This is a genomic window from Algibacter mikhailovii, assembly GCF_014651495.1.
Lineage (GTDB): Bacteria > Bacteroidota > Bacteroidia > Flavobacteriales > Flavobacteriaceae > Algibacter_E > Algibacter_E mikhailovii.
Genome location: NZ_BMWZ01000002.1, coordinates 42,856 through 62,346, shown reverse-complemented (window position 1 = coordinate 62,346; position 19,491 = coordinate 42,856). Strand labels below are relative to the sequence as shown.

Below are 19,491 nucleotides of genomic sequence, written 5' to 3'. Positions count from 1 at the left end.
TAAAAACGAATCCCGTAAAAGTAATAAAAGTTGGTAAATATTTGAATCATATACGATTCAAAATAACCGAAATATATTATTTCTCTTTTTTTTAAGGGTTTTATCGATATTCTTTTGGTTAAAAAACGCGTACGAGGTGAAAAAAGAGCCTTTTTTTTGTCCAAATGTTAGGTAGCTAACATTTTACTAAGTAGTGAGCTTGTAGTTTTATTAAAAATTATAGAACTAAAAATTATTGTTATGAAAAAAGAATTACTAGAACGTAAATTAATTAGGTTATGTTTTGCGCTCCTTTTTTGTTTTGGGGCTGTTTCTCAGGGTTTTGCACAAGATGTTATTATTACCAACGTAAATCCGGAGGCTGATACGGTAATCATTTCAAACCCAGGTATGTCGGTGATTGATTTATCTGGCTATCAGCTCTGTTTAGGACCAGGTACTTATGTGCAAATAGGTTCACTTACCCCTTTAAGTGGAAGCTTAATGTTAAACGCTGGGGCTAATGTGAAATTATCTTATACTATGAATGATACTATGGATGGTTTAAGTTTGTTTCGAAACACGAATTTTGGGTCGAGTTTACCGACTGACTTGATCGCTTATGTGCAATGGGGTGCAGGTAATCAAGCTAGAGTGGCTCAAGCGGTGACAGCTGGTAGATGGGACAATGTGAATAATTTCGTTTCAGGAAAGGTGCCATATAGTACTACAGAAGGCGGTTCAGCTGCAAATTGGAGTGGCTGTGAGGTTAACGCTGGAGCCATTCAAATAGCGGGCACCACCAATACTACTGCAAGCATCTGTGTTGGAGAAGGTGCAAATGATTTAATAGCGGTAGAATTTGTAGATTCAGGTGTTTTAGATGGAGAAAACGGAACATATGTTATTACCGATAATGCGACAAATAATATTTTAGGAACACCAGCCTCGGGCCCTTTTAATTTAGAAGGTGCGCCATCAGGGGTTTGTGATATTTGGTATATGCGTTATACCGGAGACATTGGATTGGATACTGCTACAAATGTATCTGATTTGACAGGTTGTTTTGATTTGTCAAACCCCATTTCTGTAACACGTTCAGGTGTTAATGCTGGAGCCATTCAAATAGCGGGAACCACTGATACGACAGCAAGCATCTGTGTTGGAGAAGGTGCAAATGATTTAATAGCGGTAGAATTTGTAGATTCAGATGTTTTAGATGGTGAAAGCGGAACATATGTTATTACTGATAATGCGACAAATAATATTTTAGGAACGCCAGCATCTGGCCCTTTTAATTTAGAAGGTGCGCCATCAGGCGTTTGTGATATTTGGTATATGCGTTATACCGGAGACATTGGATTGGATACTGCTACAAATGTATCTGATTTAACAGGTTGTTTTGATTTGTCGAACCCTATTTCTGTGACACGCTCAGGTGTTAATGCTGGAGCCCTTCAAATAGCGGGAACCACCGATACGACAGCAAGCATTTGTGTTGGAGAAGGTATCGATGATTTAATAGCTGTAGAATTTGTAGATTCAGGTGTTTTAGATGGTGAAAACGGAACATATGTTATTACTGATAATGCGACAAATAATATTTTAGGAACGCCAGCCTCAGGGCCTTTTAATTTAGAAGGTGCGCCATCAGGCGTTTGTGATATTTGGTATATGCGTTATACCGGAGACATTGGCTTAGATACCGCCACAAATGTATCTGATTTAACAGGTTGTTTTGATTTGTCGAACCCTATTTCAATTACCAGATTATCAGGAGGAGCATGTAGTGCTTTAAGTAGCACTGATTTTGATAGTAGTTTTAGTTTTGATGTGTATCCTAACCCCACAAAAAACGCTATTTCTGTGAATTATCAAGGGGCACAAAATATTGATTTAGATATTGAAATTATTGATGTTTTGGGTAAGCAAGTTTTTGCGAGTCAAGTATCTTCAAAGAATAAAACAATAGACGTAAGCCGATTGGTATATGGGGTTTATTTTGTTAGAATAACAGATAGACTAACCGGACGAAATGCCATAAAAAGAGTACTTAAAAATTAGGCGAAAACGAATGAAAATAAAAAGAGCACCTGAATAGGGTGCTCTTTTTATTTTTAAAAAATGTAATATTATTTAGTGCTTAAAGTGACGTGTACCGGTCATCACCATAGCTAAATCATTTTCATTACAGTAATCAATACTTAATTGATCCTTAATTGATCCTCCAGGTTGAATAACTGAGGAAATACCTGCATTTTTAGCGATTTCTACACAATCTGGGAATGGGAAGAATGCATCACTTGCCATGGCAGCTCCGTTTAAATCAAAATTAAATGACTCCGCTTTATGAATGGCTTGATTCAAAGCATCTACACGACTTGTTTGTCCGGTGCCACTTGCGCATAATTGTTTGTTCTTAGTCAACACAATTGTGTTCGATTTAGTATGCTTACAGACCTTTGAAGCAAATAATAAATCTTCTATTTGCGCCTCAGAAGGTGCCAAATTAGTAACTGTTTTTAAATCTGCTGCTTTATCTGTTATATTGTTTCTGTCTTGAACTAAAACACCGTTTAAACAACTTCTTACATTGGTTTTTGGCATTTCAATATCATGAATTACTAATAAAATTCTGTTCTTCTTACCCTTTAAAATGTCTAGGGCTTCTGAAGTAAAAGAAGGTGCAATAACTACTTCACAAAATAGTTTGTGAATTTCTTCAGCTGTAGCAACATCAATTTCTTTGTTGCTTATTAGAACGCCACCAAAAGCTGAAACAGGATCTCCTGCCAAAGCATCTACATATGCTTGATGTAAAGTGTCGCGTTGTGCTAAACCACATGCGTTATTATGTTTTAAGATGGCAAAGGTTGGTGCGTCATTCTTAAATTCAAGCATTAAATTTACTGCTGCGTCAACATCTAAAAGATTGTTATAACTTAATTCTTTACCATGAAGTTTCGTGAATAATTCGTCAAAATTACCAAAGAAGAATCCTTTTTGATGGGGGTTTTCTCCATAGCGTAACGTTTTGCCATTTTGATCACTTATTTTTAGAACTGTTTCTTCGTTGTTTTGATTGAAATAGTTGAAAATAGCAGTATCATAATGAGAGGATACATTAAAAGCTTTTCCTGCAAAACGTTTTCTGTCTTCTTCAGAAATTGATCCGTTATTTGCCGAAATTAACTCTAAAAATTCAGCATAATCATCAACAGAAGATACACAAATAACATCAGCGTAATTCTTTGCTGCAGCTCTAATTAAAGAAATACCTCCAATATCAATTTTTTCAATAATATCTTGATTACTGGCTCCAGAAGCTACTGTTTTTTCAAATGGATATAAATCAACGATGACCACATCAATTTGAGGGATTTCATATTCTGCCAATTCAGCAACATCGCCTTCGTGGTTTTGTCTGTTTAAAATACCACCAAAAACTTTTGGGTGTAATGTTTTTACACGACCACCAAGAATGGAGGGGTAGGATGTTACATCTTCCACAGGAACAACAGTTACACCTAAATCATTAATGAACTTTTCTGTGCCACCAGTAGAATAAATAGTTACACCTTGTTTGTCTAGTTCTTTTACTATGGGCTCTAATCCATCTTTACTAAATACCGAAATTAAAGCTGATTTGATTTTTTTTTCGTTGCTCATTATTGCTGTAGATTGTGTTTTTAAACCCTACTAGAGGATATGAAATTATACTTGTTTATCAGTGCTTTACGCTGATTTTTTAAAATATGTGCAAAAGTAGTTATTTCCTTGAATAAACGCGCTTAGAATTTTCAAAAAAGTAAGGATGACTATTGATTTTTTTTTCGAAATGTTTTCCTATAGATCAAATTCTTAAAGCATTTCAGAAACTTTATGGCATACAAATTCTAAAAAGCGTTCGTCCGATTCTGTAAAGGGATCTGGGGTGTTAGAATCAATATCAATTTGACCAATATTTTCTCCATTAACAAAAATAGGAACTACAATTTCTGCTTTGACTGATATGCTGCAGGCAATATAATTGTCTTGAGCGGTAACATCAGGAACCACAAAATTTTTATTACTTAAGGCTACTTGTCCGCAAATGCCTTTTCCAAAAGGGATAATAGTATGGTCGGTAGGCGCACCAACATATGGTCCTAGTATTAATTCTTTTTTGTTGCCATTTCTAAAGTAAAAACCAACCCAGTTGTAGTAATTGATGTTTTTTTCTAATAATTGGCAAATATGCAATAGACGCTCGTTAGTCGAATTTTCAGTGTTGGAAACAATAGTTTCTACATTTGTTTTAAGTGCTTCAAAAATCATTGATGTGAAGTTTAGGCAAAAGTATTTAAAAAGACGTAATTTCGACATTCAGTTTTATTAAAATTAACAGTATTAGTGAAATCACTTTTTATACAATATAAAGCCGTAATCAAATTTGTTTTTCTTTTTTTGATCACTTACGTTGTTTTGACTATGGTGTATAAGTTTTACCTGCAATATTCTGAAGGTTCGAACTTTTATCCTGATTATGTTACAAATTTAGTGGCCTTGCAAACAGATAACATTTTGCATGGGTTGGGTTTTAGTTCAGAGGTACTACCTCATGAAACTGAGCCATCAATGAAAATTATACTGAACGGAAAATTTGTTGCTCGCATCATTGAGGGGTGTAATGGCTTAAGCGTTATAATTTTGTTTTTATCTTTTATTGTTGCCTTTTCGGGGAAATTGAAAACCACTTTTTTCTATATCTTATCAGGCAGCGTTCTGATTTATGTGGTGAATTTAATACGCATTGTCATTTTAACTATTGCGTTATACTATTATCCAGAGCACAGGGAAATTTTGCATTCAGTAGTTTTTCCAGCTATTATTTACGGATTGGTTTTTTTACTCTGGGTGTTTTGGGTGAACAGATTTTCTAAATCAAACGTTAAAGATGCCTAAAGCAATCAATTACATAGGGATTGTTTTACTAGTAATAGGACTTGTTTTGATCCGTTTTTTCGAAGATACTTTGTTCTATGATCCCTATATATCATTTTTTAAGAATGACTATTTATATGCTGATAGCCCTCCAAGAGCCGTTGGCAAGCTTATTTTTAATGTCATTTTGAGATACGTATTGAACACCTTGATTTCTCTGGGTATCCTGTTTTTGGTTTTTAAAGACAGAAACATCGTTAAATTTTCTGCGTTATTATACGGATTAGCTTTTGTTTTATTAATGATGGCTTATACGTATTTTGTAATTAACCCCAAGCAGGAAGATTATTATTTGTTTTTTAATGTGCGAAGGTTTTTGATTCAACCAGTGATTTTAATTCTTTTAATTCCCGCTTTTTATTATCATAAACACAAAGGTTGAATGTTAAACATACGCTAAAGTGTTTTTAAAATTGCCATTTTTAGTACTTTTGCATTGTGATTAAGCATATTTCATACAAATTATTTTCAATGGCATTGGCCATGCTTGTCTTATTATCAACAGTTTCTTTTACTGTTGAAAAACACTTTTGTGGTGATGTTTTAGTTGATGTTTCTATGTTTACAGAAGTTGATAAATGTGCTATGGAAGCGCAGGAATTAATGCTAAAGAAATCATGCTGTAAAGACGAAATTGATATTGTACAAGGGCAAGATGAGCTAAAAACGACTTCTTTTGATGATTTAGATTTTAATGTACATAAATTTCTAGCGGTTTTTGCACATACTTACATGTATGGCTTTGAGCATTTACCTAAAGAAACCATACCGCATAAAGACTACTCTCCTCCTAATTTGACTCCTGATATTCAGGTTTTAGACCAAGTTTTTCTTATTTGATTTATTAAGTTTTTTAAATTCTGTACTAACAGAAAACAATTCTTTTTAATTCAAATTCATTTCAAATGAAACAAACATATACAGTTACAGGTATGACCTGTAATGGATGCCGAACTTCTGTTGAAGCAGCATTAAATCAAATACCAGATGTTATAAAGGCTTCAGTGAGCCTTGAAGATTCTCAAGCTGTGATAGAAATGTCAAAATACATTTCAAATAAAAGCTTACAAAACGCGCTATCCGATAAATATAAAATTTTAGAAAAAAGCATATTTCAAAATTCTGAAAGCCCTACCATAAATGATAAAAATGAAATTCAGCAACTGTTTCCTCTTTTTTTAATTTTTGGCTACATCATTACGGCTTCTTTCTTAATTAATTATAAAGCATGGAATACAAGCAATTTTATGCTTGATTTTATGGGGCTATTTTATATTGTATTTAGCTTTTTTAAGCTGTTGGATTTAAAAGGATTTCCAGATTCATTTAGAATGTATGACCCACTAGCCAAAGTTTTACCTTGGTATGCATGGGTTTATCCTTTTATAGAGGCGGTATTAGGGCTCATGTTTTTAATGCGCATTGAAGTTTCTATCGGACTGGTATTAACCCTTATTATTTTAGGGATAACTACCGTTGGCGTTGTAAAGTCGCTTTTGAATAAAAAGACGATACCCTGCGCATGTTTAGGAACGGCATTAAAGCTGCCAATGACTAAGGCTACTTTTATTGAAAATAGTATTATGATAGTTATGGCCATTATCATGCTTATTAAAGTAACTGGATAATGAGAAAAATAGTCATGATACTATGGGTGCTGCCTACAATATTGTATTCTCAAGATAAAATTGAAGGTATGATTATGGAGGCTAACTCTGAAAATAAAGAAATAGGTTTGCCAGGGGCTAATGTATATTGGCTTAATACGTCTGTGGGTACCGTTACTGATATTGATGGTAGCTTTGATCTTGCATATCAAACAGAATATAAAAAGTTGGTAATAAGTTATGTAGGGTTTAAAACTGATACCTTAACAATTAATGAACCAAAAAGAGTTAGGCACTGGTTAACGCCAACCGATAATTTAGACGCCGTAACTGTTACGTCTAGAAAGCAGGCTACGGCCCGATCTTATTTAAAGGCAACTAATACTTTTACTGTAAGTAGTGATGAACTTTTAAAAGCGGCATGTTGTAATCTGTCTGAGAGCTTTGAAACCAATCCGTCAATTGACGTGAATTTTGCAGATGCTGTAACAGGTACGCGCCAAATAAAAATGCTAGGACTTACCACGCCCTATATATTAATAGCAACAGAGAACATCCCTTCCATTCGTGGGGCTTCTCAGGCTTTTGGTTTAAGTTTTATACCAGGAACATGGGTTGAAAGTATTCAAATAACCAAAGGTGCCGGTAGTGCGGTTAATGGTTATGAAAGTATTGCAGGGCAAATTAATGCTGAATTGGTAAAGCCATCTACCGATGATACATTTTTTATCAATTTGTACGGCGCCTCTAACGAACGTGTGGAATTAAATACGCATTTTAATACAAAGGTTGGTAAGAAATGGCATGCCGGATTATATTTACACGGGAATAGTCATAACAAATCACATGATGTGAATCATGACGGTTTTCTAGATATGCCTAAGTATAGGCAAATTAATATCATGAACCGCTGGCAATATACTAATGCAGAAAAGGGTTTGGTTAGTTTTATTAATCTCAAGTTTTTAAATGATGAAAAGCAAGCAGGTCAGTTAAGTTTTAATCCTGAAACGGATAAATTGACAACAAATGCCTGGGGCAGCGAAATAGACAGCAGGCGTTATGAAGTGTCTGCAAAATTTGGTTATGTAAATCCAGAAATACCCTATCAAAGTATTGGTATTCAGGGGGCTTTTAGTAATCATAGACAGGATTCTTATTTTGGATTGAATCAGTATAACATTGAACATAATAGTTTGTATTCTAACGCGATTTACAATTCGATTATAAGTGATTCAAGGCATAAAATAAAAACAGGAATTAGCTATACTTATGATCATTATGATGAATTAATTGATGCCGAAAATTTAGCTCCAAATTATGAAAGAACAGAAACCTCAGTTGGTGCTTTTTTTGAATATAATTATGATAATTTAGAGAAACTAAATGTTACTGCTGGAATACGTATTGATAGTCATAATTTGTTAGGAACTTTTATTACACCCAGGATTCATGCGCGATATACACCATGGGAGAAGTCGGCCTTAAGAGCTTCTTTTGGTAGAGGAAAACGTAGCGCTAATATTTTTACTGAAAATCAACAGATGTTTGCCACCTCAAGAACCATAAATATTCAATCAGCTAAGGGTAATGTATATGGCTTAGACCCCGAAATAGCATGGAATTATGGGGTGTCTTTCTTACAGGGGTTCAATTTGTTTGGCAGAAAGGCAGATGTTACCATAGATTATTATAAAACAGATTTTGAAAATCAGGTTGTTGTTGATTATGAAAATCCACTAGAGGTTAACTTTTATAATTTAAAGGGAGATAGTTATGCCAACAGTTTTCAAACCGAGTTGAATTATAATGTTTTTGAAGGTTTTGATTTGCGTTTGGCTTATAAATATTATGAGGTGAAAACGCAGTATAATTCTGGGGAATTGGATAAACCATTAGTGCCAAAACATCGTTTTTTTGCCAATATGGGCTATGAAACGAAAAGGCGAGATAGCAATCAAGGACAGTGGAAGTTTGATGCTACATTTAATTGGTTAAGTAAGCAACGTTTTTCGTCAACTGCAGGTAATCCTATTGAATACCAATTACCAGAATTTACACCGACGTTAGCGACCTTAAATGCCCAGATTACAAAGGTGTTTTCTACGAAATTTGAAGTATATTTAGGTGGTGAGAATATTTCTAATGTAAGGCAGTCCAATCCTATTTTGGCTGCGGATGATCCATTTGGAGCCCATTTTGATACCACCTTTGTGTATGGTCCTATTTTTGGGAGTATGTACTATGCAGGATTAAGATTTAAATTAAAATAAACAAATAAAGAAATGAAAAATTTAATTATGATTATGATGTTACTTGTTGTGGGAACAACAGTGGCGCAAAATAAAAATGCCAAAGCAAGTTTAGAGGTTGATGGGGTTTGCTTAATGTGTAAATCAAGAATTGAAAAAGCAAGTTTAGATACTAAAGGTGTAAAGTCTGCAGTTTGGAATGTTGAAACACATGAATTGCGATTGATTTATGATGAACGAAAAACAAATATTGAGACTATTCAATCCAAAGTGCTTGCTGCTGGTCATGATACTCAGGAACTAAAGGCTACCGATGAAGCTTACGCGTCTGTACACCCATGTTGCAGGTATAGAGATGAGGTTGTTGTGGAAGAGCATGAACCTAAGAAGAAGTAATAAATCTTATGTCAGGTTTAGGGATTAAATAATTTTAATCGGTTTTATGATAAAAAAAGTTTAAATTCGTTTCCTTTATGTCGCTTCTAGCGACGTTTAATTTTAAGAAAATAGAAAACAATTTAACACATTACCTATGAAAACAGTTTTATCAAAAATTAAATATATTGCCTTATCACTAATGGTTGTTTTGGCATTTTCATGCTCTGCAGAAGATGGCGCTCCAGGAGAACAAGGACCACAAGGTGTTCAAGGGCCACAGGGAGCACAAGGTGAAAAGGGAGATAAAGGTGATCCTGGTGAATCAGGTAGCGGAGGTGCAATTTCTGTACTTTTAGAAAATCAGACTTTGACATTAGGAGAAATGGTATTTGACGTGCCTCAATTAACGCAAGATATTTTTGATAATGGTTTGGTATATGGATATGTTACTGTAGAACCAACTATATGGTTATCAATGCCAGTTACGCAATTGCAAAATATAGGTACTGAGGAGGAGCCTGTATTTGCATCTATAGTTATTATAGAAATCATCGGTATGCAAGTAGGAAAGGTATACATTAACTCGCTTATTGAAGGCCCAGTTGATTTGCGATTTGTATTAATCAATGGTACTGCAGCCGAAGCCAATGCTTATGATATAAACGACTTTTTATAAGACAAAGATTTGTTCTTTAAATTGAAAAATCCGAAATAGTTTTATTTCGGATTTTTTTATGTGGTATAATTAAAAAAGCGCTTCAAATAGTTTTGAAGCGCTTTTTATATAATTTACGTGTCAAGGTTCTTGACTACATCATTCCCGGCATACCGCCACCGCCCATAGGAGGCATAGCTGGTGCATCTTCTTTAATATCGATTAAAGCACATTCCGTTGTTAAGATCATGCCAGCAACAGAAGCAGCATTTTCTAAAGCAATACGTGTTACTTTCTTAGGATCAATAATACCGGCTTTAAGCATGTCTACATATTCTTCAGATTTGGCATCATAACCAAAATCTTTTTTACCTTCAAGTACTTTGTTAATTACTACTGAGCCTTCTCCTCCAGCATTTTCAACAATAGTTCTTAATGGTGCTTCAATAGCTTTGTTTACTATTTGTACACCAGTAGTTTCGTCTAAGTTATCTGTAGTGATCTTTGCTAAAACAGCTTTTGCTCTTACTAGGGCAACACCACCACCAGCAACAATACCTTCTTCTACAGCAGCTCTAGTAGCATGTAAAGCATCATCAACACGGTCTTTCTTTTCTTTCATTTCAACTTCTGATGCAGCACCTACGTAAAGTACGGCAACACCACCAGCTAATTTAGCTAAACGCTCTTGAAGTTTTTCTTTATCGTAATCTGAAGTTGTTGTTTCAATTTGCGCTTTGATTTGGTTTACTCTAGCTTTGATGGCCTCGGCATCTCCTGAACCATTTACAATTGTTGTATTGTCTTTATCTACAGTTACAGTTTCTGCTGAACCAAGCATAGATAAATCTGCGTTTTCTAAAGTAAATCCACGTTCTTCAGAAATAACAGTACCACCAGTTAGGATAGCGATATCTTCTAACATAGCTTTACGTCTGTCTCCAAATCCTGGTGCTTTAACAGCAGCAATTTTAAGACCGCCACGTAATTTGTTTACTACTAAAGTAGCTAATGCTTGTCCGTCTACATCTTCAGCAATAATTAATAATGGACGTCCAGATTGTGCAACTGGTTCTAAAATTGGAAGAATTTCTTGTAAATTGGAAATCTTTTTGTCAAATAATAAAATGTATGGATTTTCTAAGTCGGCAATCATTTTATCAGAGTCAGTCACAAAATAAGGAGATAAATAACCTCTGTCAAATTGCATACCTTCAACTACGTCAACATAAGTATCCATTCCTTTGGCTTCTTCAACAGTAATGACACCTTCTTTACCAACTTTTCCAAAAGCTTGAGCGATTAATTCACCTATCGTGTCGTCATTATTTGCCGAAATAGCTGCAACTTGTTTTATTTTTTCAGAAGAATTACCAACTTTTTTAGCTTGGTCTTCAAGGTCAGCTGTAATGGTTTCAACTGCTTTATCGATTCCACGCTTTAAATCCATTGGATTAGCACCTGAAGCGACATTTTTTAAACCTTCTTTTACAATAGCTTGTGCTAAAACGGTTGCTGTTGTTGTTCCGTCACCAGCTAAATCATTGGTTTTAGAAGCAACTTCTTTTACCATTTGTGCACCCATATTTTCATGTGCATCATCAAGTTCAATTTCTTTTGCAACAGAAACACCATCTTTGGTAACTTGAGGAGCTCCAAAACTTTTGCTAATAATTACGTTACGCCCTTTAGGACCTAAAGTTACTTTTACTGCATTGGCTAATGCATCTACACCACGTTTTAATCCGTCACGTGCTTCAATATCAAATTTTATATCTTTTGCCATTTCTTTAATTTTTATTTATTAATAGTACAATTAAATAATTGCTAGTATATCACTTTCTCTCATTATTAAATAGTCAGAACCTTCAAGTTTAAGATCTGTTCCTGCATATTTACCATATAATACAGTGTCTCCAACTTTAACAGTTATAGGTTCGTCTTTTGTACCTGGTCCAGCAGCGACAACAGTTCCTTTTTGTGGTTTTTCTTTCGCGTTGTCTGGAATAATAATTCCTGAGGCTGTTTTAGTTTCAGCTGCAGCAGGTTCAATAAGAACTCTATCTGCTAATGGTTTAATGTTTAATCCCATTTTGTTTCTATATTTTTAATTAATTAAATTATTATTAACGCTTATGCGTTGTGCTAAAAATGTGCCAATTCAATAGAACTGACAAACTTGCAGAAACAAAAAATGCCAACTGAATAAAGTTGGCATTTTTTATATTGTTTCTTGAAATTATTATTCTTCCTCAGTATTAGCATCATTTGCAGCCGGTGTTGCAGCTGGAGCACTTGGTAAAGCCTCAGGTAAAGGTTGCGTTGATTGTGCTTCTGGGTCTAATGCTTTTGAATCTAAAGATTCAGAACCTCTAGTTATAGTTATGTTAGAGGCTAATATTAGCACCAATAATACGGTTGCTAAAGTCCAGGTACTTTTGTCTAAAAAGTCGGTTGTCTTTTTTACACCACCTAATTGTTGTGTTCCACCACCGCCAAAAGAAGAAGATAATCCTCCACCTTTAGGGTTTTGTACCATGATTACTACGATAAGCAAAAATGCTACCACGACTATAAGGACTAAAAATATTGTAAACGTACTCATTATTATTTTTTATTTTGTTCTTGCAATTGTTCTACTGCTCTAATTTGGTTTGCAAAGAAACTACTTTTTTCTGGATATTTCAAACTTAAAATTTTATAAGACTGAATGGCCTTTTTGTAATTTTTTTGCTCCACATAAATGCGCGCTAAAGTCTCTGTCATCAAGGCTTCAGGTTGTATCATTTGTGCTTTAGCTAAATTCCCCTTTTGCGTAAGCGGTCTGTTAGGGCTTATCTTGGGATTACTTGATATGAACTTATCTATGAGTTCAAACTTTTTTACTTTTTTTAAGTTTGATTTTTCTACAGGTTCATTAACAACTTCCTTTTCCGTTGGTCTTTGTATAGGTTTATGGCTGGTTAATTTAAGCCACTGATTAAAGGAGTGTGATTCTTTATGGCTAAATTGAAGGGGCTTGCCAAGATTTAAAACCGCTTCTGCCGATTCTTTTTCTTCTGGTTTCGTAGTGTCTGCAGTGTGTTCAATCGTTTCAGATGCTGTTAAAGCAAAAGCGATATCTTTTTGAGACGTGGGCTTTTTTGTTTCAAATAAAGCGGGGTCTAAAACACCTTTTGTGTCTTCTACCTGTTGTTTTAGTTGCGCATCAAAGGTGATGTGATTTTCTCCTGAGACATCTTCAGCAACAACATCAATATGTTTTGAGTTGGCCGCATTTTGTTTTATAATATCAGAAATCTGATTTTGTATAAATGCTTCCGAGGTGATAAAATCAAAAAGAATGCTTCGGTCCGTTGTATAAGCAGCTGTAGTTTTTAATTCTTGATTGTAATTGATGCTCCCTTCATTCTTTAAGCCTTTTAGCAGGAGTGCTCGGGCTGACTGAAAATAAGGAAAGCTGTCAATAATTGACTTTAAGCCCTCAGTTTGCTCATGGGTTATGCTTTGTGGGTTTTGTAGTAAATATGTAAACTCAGCCTGATTCATTGTCTAACCCAAATTTAATGTTTTTTTTCCTAGTTTAAATATTACCATTTAGCTAGTGTGGCGTTAAAAATGTCTTGCGTTAAACGTTCAAAAATTTCTTCATGAGCGGTTGCTTTTTGCGCACCTATAAGTTGCTCAGTACCTGGGTAGTCATAAAAAAATGAAAATGTTTGATCTAAATCATCTTCTTCATTTTTTTTATTGTAAAATCTCAGTTTGACCGTTATTGTTAATCTGTTTTGAGCTGCAGTCTGTTCAGATGTTGCCGTGGTAGGTGATATTCTATAACCAGTAATTTCGCCTTCATAAACTAAATCTCCGCCAGATGGTACAAGTACTAAATTAGTTTGATTTTGAATTAAATCTTCGAGGGCAATTTTAAAATCGCGCTCTAATCCCGGTTCAATAAGTGGTGCAACATTTTCAAAACGGTTGACTTGATAGCTTTTTGTTCCGGCCGGAATTGAGGCTCCTGTAAAGGAATAAGGCCCACAGCTAAATAATAGTCCAATTAAGGCAAAGGTTAGTAAGGTTTTAATGTGTTTCATTTCTTATGTGTCACTACTAGTTATAGTTTTTTTCAAATACAAGATATTCTACAAATCGTATTGTTTAATTTTTCTATATAATGTTCTTTCGCTGATACCCAGTTCTGCGGCTGCTAATTTACGTTTTCCGTGGTGACGTTCAAGTGATTTCTTTATTAATTCTAACTCTTTATCATGTAAGGATAAGGTTTCTTCTTCTTCAATTTCTTCTGCAAAATGATATTTATCTTGAACAGGAATTATTTCTTCTTGCTCAGCAGCATGTTCTGGAATAGATAAAACCTCAGTGTTAGGGGCTATGGGTTCCTCATAGTTAAGGGTTTCTTCATTCTCGTCATCACCATATATTTTCTGAATGAGCGTTTCATTATTCTTTTCAACGTCTTTTGTGTTACCGTGCTTCATTAATTCTAAAGTGAGCTTTTTCAAGTCATTTAAATCGGCCTTCATATCAAAGAGTATCTTGTATAGGATTTCACGTTCACTACTAAAATCGCTTTCAGACTTTGATGTTTTTATAACCGCTGGTAAATTGGTCCCTGCCGTTACTGGTAAATAACTTCTTAGAACTTCTGCTGTTATAGTTCTATTTTGTTCTAAAACCGATAGTTGCTCGGCAATATTTCGTAATTGACGAATATTACCGCCCCAACGATGTTTTAATAGCACCTGAACAGCATTGTCAGTAAGTTTGATGGTAGGCATTTTATATTTTAAAGCAAAATCACTAGCAAACTTTCTAAAGAGTAGATGTATATCTTCTTGCCTTTCACGTAGCGGAGGCAGATTAATATCAACTGTACTTAGTCTGTAATACAAGTCTTCACGGAATTTTTCTTTCTCTATAGCTTCATGCATGTTCACATTAGTTGCGGCTACAATCCGGACATCCGTTTTCTGTACTTTACTTGAGCCTACTTTTAAAAACTCACCGTTTTCAAGAACACGTAATAAACGGACTTGTGTTGTTAGCGGTAATTCGCCAACTTCATCTAGAAAAATTGTTCCTCCATCAGCGACTTCAAAATAACCAGCACGGGTTTGTGTAGCACCAGTAAAGGCTCCTTTTTCATGCCCAAAGAGTTCACTGTCAATGGTTCCTTCAGGTATCGCACCACAGTTAACAGCAATGTATTTGTTGTGCTTCCTATGTGATAGTTGATGTATGATTTTTGGAATACTTTCTTTACCCACCCCACTTTCACCAGTCACAAGGACAGATATGTCGGTGGGAGCTACTTGGATCGCTTTTTCAATAGCCCGATTCAAGGATGTAGAGTTCCCAATAATACCAAAACGTTGTTTTATAGCTTGAACTGATTCCATTTAATTTTTTAAATTTTAATTCTCAAGATATTTAGAAACGCAACTTATGCTTTAGTTTCTATCTTATCCAAATTTAGTTTTTCCGTGCGTTTATAAATCTTGGTTAAACTAATTTCGGTTATGGTTTTCTTTTTTCTAATAGTTTTTAATTAGGCTTTAGAATAATCTACGGCCTCGCCAATTAATGTAGCGCTTGTACAATCTGTGATTTTCACCTGTACAAAATCGCCTATTTTATATTGTCCCTTAGGAAATACGCAAACAATATTTTGAGGTGTTCGCCCTGACCATTGCGTATTTGATTTTTTAGATTCTTTTTCAACTAATACTTCTACCGTCTTGTGTAGCCATTCTTTAGTTTTGATTTCACTATGGGCTCTTTGTAAATCTACAATATCTTGAAGTCTGCGTTTTTTTATTGCTTCAGGAACGTCATCTTCCATGTTTCTTCCAGCCATGGTTCCTGGTCGTTCAGAGTAGGTAAACATATAACCGAAATTATATTTTACATATTCCATGAGCGATACCGTGTCTTGAAAATCTTCTTCGGTTTCAGTAGGGAAACCAACAATCATATCTTGACTAATAGCACAATCGGGAATTATACGGCGAATATTATCAATTAACTCGAAATATTCTTCTCTTGTGTGCAAGCGATTCATAGCTTTAAGAATGCGATTACTTCCACTTTGAACAGGCAAATGAATGTGGTTGCAAATATTATCATATTTTGCCATGGTTTCAACCACATCTAGGGTTAAATCCTGTGGGTTTGAGGTTGAAAAACGAATACGCATTTTGGGTTGTGCCTTAGCGCAGAGTTCTAATAATTTTGAAAAGTTAACCGAAGTTGCCTTTTGCATATCACTAGCTTTTTCAAAATCTTTTTTAAGTCCGCCGCCATACCATAAATAACTATCTACATTTTGACCTAATAAGGTAATATCTCTGAACCCTCTTTGCCATAAATCATTGACTTCTTGAATAATACTTTGAGGGTCTCTACTGCGTTCTCTTCCGCGTGTGAAAGGAACAACACAAAACGTACACATGTTATCACAACCACGTGTAATTGAAACAAATGCCGTGACACCATTGGAGTTTAAACGAACCGGGGTAATATCACCATAGGTTTCTTCTTTTGATAGGATGACATTGATGGCATCGCGTCCTTCATCTACCTCGGCTAATAGATTGGGCAAATCTTTGTAGGCATCTGGTCCAACAACGAGGTCGACTATTTTTTCTTCTTCAAGAAATTTTGTTTTTAAACGCTCTGCCATGCATCCTAAAACGCCAACTTTCATTTTTGGATTATGGTCGCGTTTTACAGCATTATACTTTTCAAGACGTTTACGAACGGTTTGTTCGGCCTTGTCTCTAATGGAGCAGGTATTTACTAATACTAAATCAGCTTCTTCTAAATTCTGGGTTGTATTAAACCCTTGATTGGCCATTATGGATGCCACAATTTCACTATCGCTAAAATTCATAGCGCATCCATAACTTTCTATAAAAAGTTTCCGTGTATTAGTTGATACTTGTTCTAATTCTAAAGCTTCGCCTTGCTTTTTTTCGTCTATAATTTTTTCCATAATTTACTAATACACTTATTGGGTCAAGAAGCATGCAAAGATACAATATATTTATATTTTATGACAAAGTGGCAGTTATAATTTGATTGCGGGTTCTTATGCTTTTTAGTGTGATAATTGTTTTATGTGATTTTTAATTGTTCTTGTGTGGTCCTCTCTTGTTTACAAACATTATTTTCTTATATTCAATTTTTAAAAAATAATGAAATATGTTTAGATATAAGCTAGTTGCCCTTTTGATTTTTTTAACCGTGATTAATGTGCAGGGCCAAAATGCCGAAACTGCGAAATTGGAACGGATTACCTTGACCGGTGTGGTTACAAATTATAATAATAAGCCTATAAAAGGGGTTAGGATTTTTATCGATTCATTAAAAACGAATGTTAAAACGAATAAGAAAGGAAGTTATGAAGTTGTTGTGACTAATAAAAACAAATTAATTACGGCCTATTCTTCAAAATATGGATTGATAGACATTGAATACCACGGTGAAAACGTCGTTAATTTCATTTTTCCCGAAGGGGCAGAATTAATAGCTAATAAAAAATATTCAGAAATGGGTTATGGGATTAGAAGTTATGATGATGCTATTGATTATTCTAGCTATTCAAATATATATGATTTGCTGAAAGCTAAATTTCCTAATCTTGATGTTAATGGAGAGAAAGTTACTGTAAGAGGGGCTGGAACATCCTTGTCGGGTGGGGCAATACCGCCAATATATCTTGTAAACGGTACTCAGGTGTTTACCATTAGTAGATTAAGTCCTGCAGATATTAAGTCAATAAGCGTAGAGCGCGTTACATCAAGTATATACGGGTCAAGAGGCGCTGGAGGTATTATTAAAATAAAATTAAAATAGTGCACAGGATTCCATGACATATGAATTTCTTTTGAATAAAATACAACGCTCTAAGGAGCTTGATTTCGGTGTTGTATTTGATCAGGTTATAGCGCTGTTTAAAAAGGTGTATCTTAAAGGTTGTATTATGCTTTTAATCACCATGGCTATGGCTTTCTTAGTTAATATAGTTTTTACTGCGATAGGTTTAGCGCCTAAAAATGATTTAATGACAGCTGGGATTGATTTAGATTCCTTTTTTGAATTTTGGGTCAGTAATGTAATTTATAGTATTCCACAAACCATATTGATAACAACACTATCTACAGGCTTAATTGCAGGCTTTTATAAAATTTGCAAGCAAACAGATTTAGGAGAGCCTGTTGTAGATGATTATTTCTATTTTTTTAAAAAAGATTACTTTTCTAAGATGCTGACCTTGGGAATGATTTCTACAGGGATTTCAGTACTTGCACAATTGTTGTTTTTTATTCCAGTACTATATGTTTTTGTACCCTTGTCATATTTTGCAATATTGTTGTTTTTTATTCCAGTACTATATGTTTTTGTACCCTTGTCCTATTTTGCAATCATTTTTTCTAATAATCCTGAATTAAGTGAGATTGAGATTGTGAAATTGAGTTTTGCCCTTGGTCATAAAAAATGGTTTTTGTCATTCGGTCTTTTGTTTGTGTTTGGTTTATTAGGAACGCTTGGAATCGTTTTATGTGTTTTTGGTATACTACTTACCATTTCTGTGGTTTACCTGCCAATTTACTTTATTTATAAAGACGTATTTGGTTTTGATGCCAATACTGAGTTTGGTGAAACGGGCGTAAATAAGAAGCAAGATTATTAAAGTAACTTAATTATAATATTATGCATATCATAAATGATATTACAGGTAAGATTGAACGTGCTAAATCTTTAAGTTTTGGTGATATTTTTAACAGCTCAGTCGAGACGTTTAAAAAAGTATGGCTGCAAGGTTTTGTGACGTATGTATTAAACGTATTATTAATAGCGCCCTTATTTATTATACTATATATACCCCTTATTTTTTTTGGTATTTTAAGTCCGGATTCTTTTGGTGATGATATTGACCTTAATGGCGTTAGTGTGACTGCGGGAATTTTAACGGGACTATTATTTCTTGTATTGCTTTTTGCGGCCTCAGCACTAAGTCTTGGATTTAAAGCAGCATTCTATAGAATTATAAGAGAGAAAGATTTGGGTTTAAATACATCTGATAATTATTTTTTCTTCTTTAAAAAACAATATCTAAGCAAAACCATTGGTCTTAGCCTGTCTATGTTAGGTATGGTATTGTTATCCTATATATTATGTGTTTTGCCACTTTTGTATCTTATCGTGCCATTGTATTATATGACTATTATTTATGCTTTAAATCCTGACATGTCTAATGCAGAGATTATCCAGGCAGGATTTAAGTTGGGCAATAAAAAATGGTTGTTAAGCTTTGGGCTGTTATTTGTATCTGCTATTCTAAGTGGGATTGTTGGGTTTTTAATGTGTATTATTGGTGTTTATGTTACTCGACAATTTGTAGACCTACCTTGTTATCATATATATAAGGAGGTTGTAGGTTTGGATGAAGTTTTTGCAATTGACAACATTGAAACAAGCCAAGAATAAAGCGTAATAATTTAGAAAATAGCCTGTGTTTATTGTCTTAAATACAGGCTATGTGATTTAAAAAATAATTAGATAATCTATAAAATGTTACAGATAAACTTTTTTTCATATACATTTGTAG

General features: G+C 34.4%; 20 protein-coding genes. 11 read left to right on the top strand and 9 right to left on the bottom strand.

Features of this window, described 5'->3' with window-relative positions; all coding sequences use genetic code 11:
• Window positions 1-240: 240 nt before the first annotated feature.
• The gene (locus tag IE051_RS03680) at window positions 241-2,043 is read left to right on the top strand and encodes a T9SS type A sorting domain-containing protein (RefSeq protein ID WP_189359431.1); all 1,803 of its coding nucleotides are present in this window, start codon (window positions 241-243) and stop codon (window positions 2,041-2,043) included.
• Between the two features lie 72 nt (window positions 2,044-2,115).
• Here the strand turns inward: IE051_RS03680 and purH are convergent, their stop codons facing one another.
• Window positions 2,116-3,648, bottom strand: a complete 1,533-nt coding sequence (gene purH, locus IE051_RS03675; RefSeq protein ID WP_189359430.1) for a bifunctional phosphoribosylaminoimidazolecarboxamide formyltransferase/IMP cyclohydrolase — start codon at window positions 3,646-3,648, stop codon at window positions 2,116-2,118.
• 192 nt (window positions 3,649-3,840) lie between these two features.
• Window positions 3,841-4,296, bottom strand: coding sequence for an XrtF-associated fRMsr-like GAF protein (locus IE051_RS03670; protein WP_189359429.1), 456 nt, complete (start codon window positions 4,294-4,296; stop codon window positions 3,841-3,843).
• Window positions 4,297-4,371: 75 nt separating this feature from the next.
• Here IE051_RS03670 and xrtF point away from each other — a divergent pair, with 75 nt between their 5' ends.
• From xrtF to IE051_RS03635, 7 genes are all read left to right on the top strand, one after another.
• Window positions 4,372-4,923, top strand: coding sequence for an exosortase family protein XrtF (xrtF, locus tag IE051_RS03665; protein WP_189359428.1), 552 nt, complete (start codon window positions 4,372-4,374; stop codon window positions 4,921-4,923).
• The gene (locus tag IE051_RS03660; RefSeq protein WP_189359427.1) at window positions 4,916-5,344 is read left to right on the top strand and encodes an exosortase F system-associated membrane protein; all 429 of its coding nucleotides are present in this window, start codon (window positions 4,916-4,918) and stop codon (window positions 5,342-5,344) included. The genes xrtF and IE051_RS03660 overlap by 8 nt, the downstream gene beginning before the upstream one ends.
• Before the next feature lie 56 nt (window positions 5,345-5,400).
• Complete coding sequence (locus IE051_RS03655; RefSeq protein WP_229796719.1) at window positions 5,401-5,802, top strand: HYC_CC_PP family protein; 402 nt, start codon at window positions 5,401-5,403, stop codon at window positions 5,800-5,802.
• 65 nt (window positions 5,803-5,867) lie between these two features.
• Window positions 5,868-6,590, top strand: a complete 723-nt coding sequence (locus IE051_RS03650) for a heavy-metal-associated domain-containing protein (RefSeq protein WP_189359426.1) — start codon at window positions 5,868-5,870, stop codon at window positions 6,588-6,590.
• A complete protein-coding gene (locus tag IE051_RS03645) occupies window positions 6,590-8,842 on the top strand; it encodes a TonB-dependent receptor (RefSeq protein ID WP_189359425.1) in 2,253 nt (750 codons plus the stop codon). The genes IE051_RS03650 and IE051_RS03645 overlap by 1 nt, the downstream gene beginning before the upstream one ends.
• A 12-nt stretch (window positions 8,843-8,854) precedes the next feature.
• Entirely contained in the window at window positions 8,855-9,217 is a 363-nt protein-coding gene (locus tag IE051_RS03640) for a heavy-metal-associated domain-containing protein (RefSeq protein WP_189359424.1), read from the top strand.
• Window positions 9,218-9,353: 136 nt separating this feature from the next.
• Window positions 9,354-9,875, top strand: coding sequence for a collagen-like triple helix repeat-containing protein (locus IE051_RS03635; RefSeq protein WP_189359423.1), 522 nt, complete (start codon window positions 9,354-9,356; stop codon window positions 9,873-9,875).
• 133 nt (window positions 9,876-10,008) lie between these two features.
• Here the strand turns inward: IE051_RS03635 and groL are convergent, their stop codons facing one another.
• The 7 genes from groL to miaB form a co-directional block, all read right to left on the bottom strand.
• On the bottom strand, window positions 10,009-11,640 hold the full coding sequence (gene groL, locus IE051_RS03630) for a chaperonin GroEL (protein ID WP_189359422.1): 1,632 nt from the start codon (window positions 11,638-11,640) through the stop codon (window positions 10,009-10,011).
• A gap of 30 nt (window positions 11,641-11,670) precedes the next feature.
• Window positions 11,671-11,946 carry a co-chaperone GroES gene (locus tag IE051_RS03625; protein ID WP_189359421.1) on the bottom strand — a complete coding sequence of 92 codons (276 nt, stop codon included), beginning with the start codon at window positions 11,944-11,946 and terminating at the stop codon, window positions 11,671-11,673.
• 150 nt (window positions 11,947-12,096) lie between these two features.
• Window positions 12,097-12,459, bottom strand: a complete 363-nt coding sequence (gene secG / locus IE051_RS03620) for a preprotein translocase subunit SecG (protein WP_189359420.1) — start codon at window positions 12,457-12,459, stop codon at window positions 12,097-12,099.
• A gap of 2 nt (window positions 12,460-12,461) precedes the next feature.
• Complete coding sequence (locus tag IE051_RS03615) at window positions 12,462-13,403, bottom strand: DUF8458 domain-containing protein (RefSeq protein WP_189359419.1); 942 nt, start codon at window positions 13,401-13,403, stop codon at window positions 12,462-12,464.
• Window positions 13,404-13,444: 41 nt separating this feature from the next.
• Window positions 13,445-13,951 carry an LptE family protein gene (locus IE051_RS03610; RefSeq protein WP_189359418.1) on the bottom strand — a complete coding sequence of 169 codons (507 nt, stop codon included), beginning with the start codon at window positions 13,949-13,951 and terminating at the stop codon, window positions 13,445-13,447.
• Between the two features lie 48 nt (window positions 13,952-13,999).
• Window positions 14,000-15,277 (bottom strand): sigma-54 interaction domain-containing protein, encoded by a 1,278-nt coding sequence (locus IE051_RS03605; RefSeq protein WP_189359417.1) that lies wholly within the window; start codon window positions 15,275-15,277, stop codon window positions 14,000-14,002.
• Between the two features lie 149 nt (window positions 15,278-15,426).
• Complete coding sequence (gene miaB / locus IE051_RS03600) at window positions 15,427-16,872, bottom strand: tRNA (N6-isopentenyl adenosine(37)-C2)-methylthiotransferase MiaB (RefSeq protein WP_189359416.1); 1,446 nt, start codon at window positions 16,870-16,872, stop codon at window positions 15,427-15,429.
• Between the two features lie 209 nt (window positions 16,873-17,081).
• Between miaB and IE051_RS03595 the strand changes: the two genes are divergently transcribed.
• Genes IE051_RS03595 through IE051_RS03585 form a run of 3 tightly spaced genes read left to right on the top strand, consistent with a single transcriptional unit; the run spans window position 17,082 to window position 19,370 of the window.
• The gene (locus IE051_RS03595; protein WP_189359415.1) at window positions 17,082-17,735 is read left to right on the top strand and encodes a TonB-dependent receptor plug domain-containing protein; all 654 of its coding nucleotides are present in this window, start codon (window positions 17,082-17,084) and stop codon (window positions 17,733-17,735) included.
• Window positions 17,736-17,748: 13 nt separating this feature from the next.
• Window positions 17,749-18,573, top strand: a complete 825-nt coding sequence (locus IE051_RS03590) for a hypothetical protein (RefSeq protein ID WP_189359414.1) — start codon at window positions 17,749-17,751, stop codon at window positions 18,571-18,573.
• Window positions 18,574-18,593: 20 nt separating this feature from the next.
• Window positions 18,594-19,370 (top strand): hypothetical protein, encoded by a 777-nt coding sequence (locus tag IE051_RS03585; RefSeq protein WP_189359413.1) that lies wholly within the window; start codon window positions 18,594-18,596, stop codon window positions 19,368-19,370.
• Window positions 19,371-19,491 lie beyond the last annotated feature (121 nt).

Coding starts and splice junctions, on each gene's coding strand:
- IE051_RS03680 (WP_189359431.1), top strand. CDS start 241: ATGAAAAAAGAATTACTAGAACGTAAATTAATTAGGTTATGTTTTGCG.
- purH (WP_189359430.1), bottom strand. CDS start 3,648: ATGAGCAACGAAAAAAAAATCAAATCAGCTTTAATTTCGGTATTTAGT.
- IE051_RS03670 (WP_189359429.1), bottom strand. CDS start 4,296: ATGATTTTTGAAGCACTTAAAACAAATGTAGAAACTATTGTTTCCAAC.
- IE051_RS03660 (WP_189359427.1), top strand. CDS start 4,916: ATGCCTAAAGCAATCAATTACATAGGGATTGTTTTACTAGTAATAGGA.
- IE051_RS03650 (WP_189359426.1), top strand. CDS start 5,868: ATGAAACAAACATATACAGTTACAGGTATGACCTGTAATGGATGCCGA.
- IE051_RS03645 (WP_189359425.1), top strand. CDS start 6,590: ATGAGAAAAATAGTCATGATACTATGGGTGCTGCCTACAATATTGTAT.
- IE051_RS03640 (WP_189359424.1), top strand. CDS start 8,855: ATGAAAAATTTAATTATGATTATGATGTTACTTGTTGTGGGAACAACA.
- IE051_RS03635 (WP_189359423.1), top strand. CDS start 9,354: ATGAAAACAGTTTTATCAAAAATTAAATATATTGCCTTATCACTAATG.
- groL (WP_189359422.1), bottom strand. CDS start 11,640: ATGGCAAAAGATATAAAATTTGATATTGAAGCACGTGACGGATTAAAA.
- IE051_RS03625 (WP_189359421.1), bottom strand. CDS start 11,946: ATGGGATTAAACATTAAACCATTAGCAGATAGAGTTCTTATTGAACCT.
- secG (WP_189359420.1), bottom strand. CDS start 12,459: ATGAGTACGTTTACAATATTTTTAGTCCTTATAGTCGTGGTAGCATTT.
- IE051_RS03615 (WP_189359419.1), bottom strand. CDS start 13,403: ATGAATCAGGCTGAGTTTACATATTTACTACAAAACCCACAAAGCATA.
- IE051_RS03610 (WP_189359418.1), bottom strand. CDS start 13,951: ATGAAACACATTAAAACCTTACTAACCTTTGCCTTAATTGGACTATTA.
- IE051_RS03605 (WP_189359417.1), bottom strand. CDS start 15,277: ATGGAATCAGTTCAAGCTATAAAACAACGTTTTGGTATTATTGGGAAC.
- miaB (WP_189359416.1), bottom strand. CDS start 16,872: ATGGAAAAAATTATAGACGAAAAAAAGCAAGGCGAAGCTTTAGAATTA.
- IE051_RS03595 (WP_189359415.1), top strand. CDS start 17,082: ATGTTTAGATATAAGCTAGTTGCCCTTTTGATTTTTTTAACCGTGATT.
- IE051_RS03590 (WP_189359414.1), top strand. CDS start 17,749: ATGACATATGAATTTCTTTTGAATAAAATACAACGCTCTAAGGAGCTT.
- IE051_RS03585 (WP_189359413.1), top strand. CDS start 18,594: ATGCATATCATAAATGATATTACAGGTAAGATTGAACGTGCTAAATCT.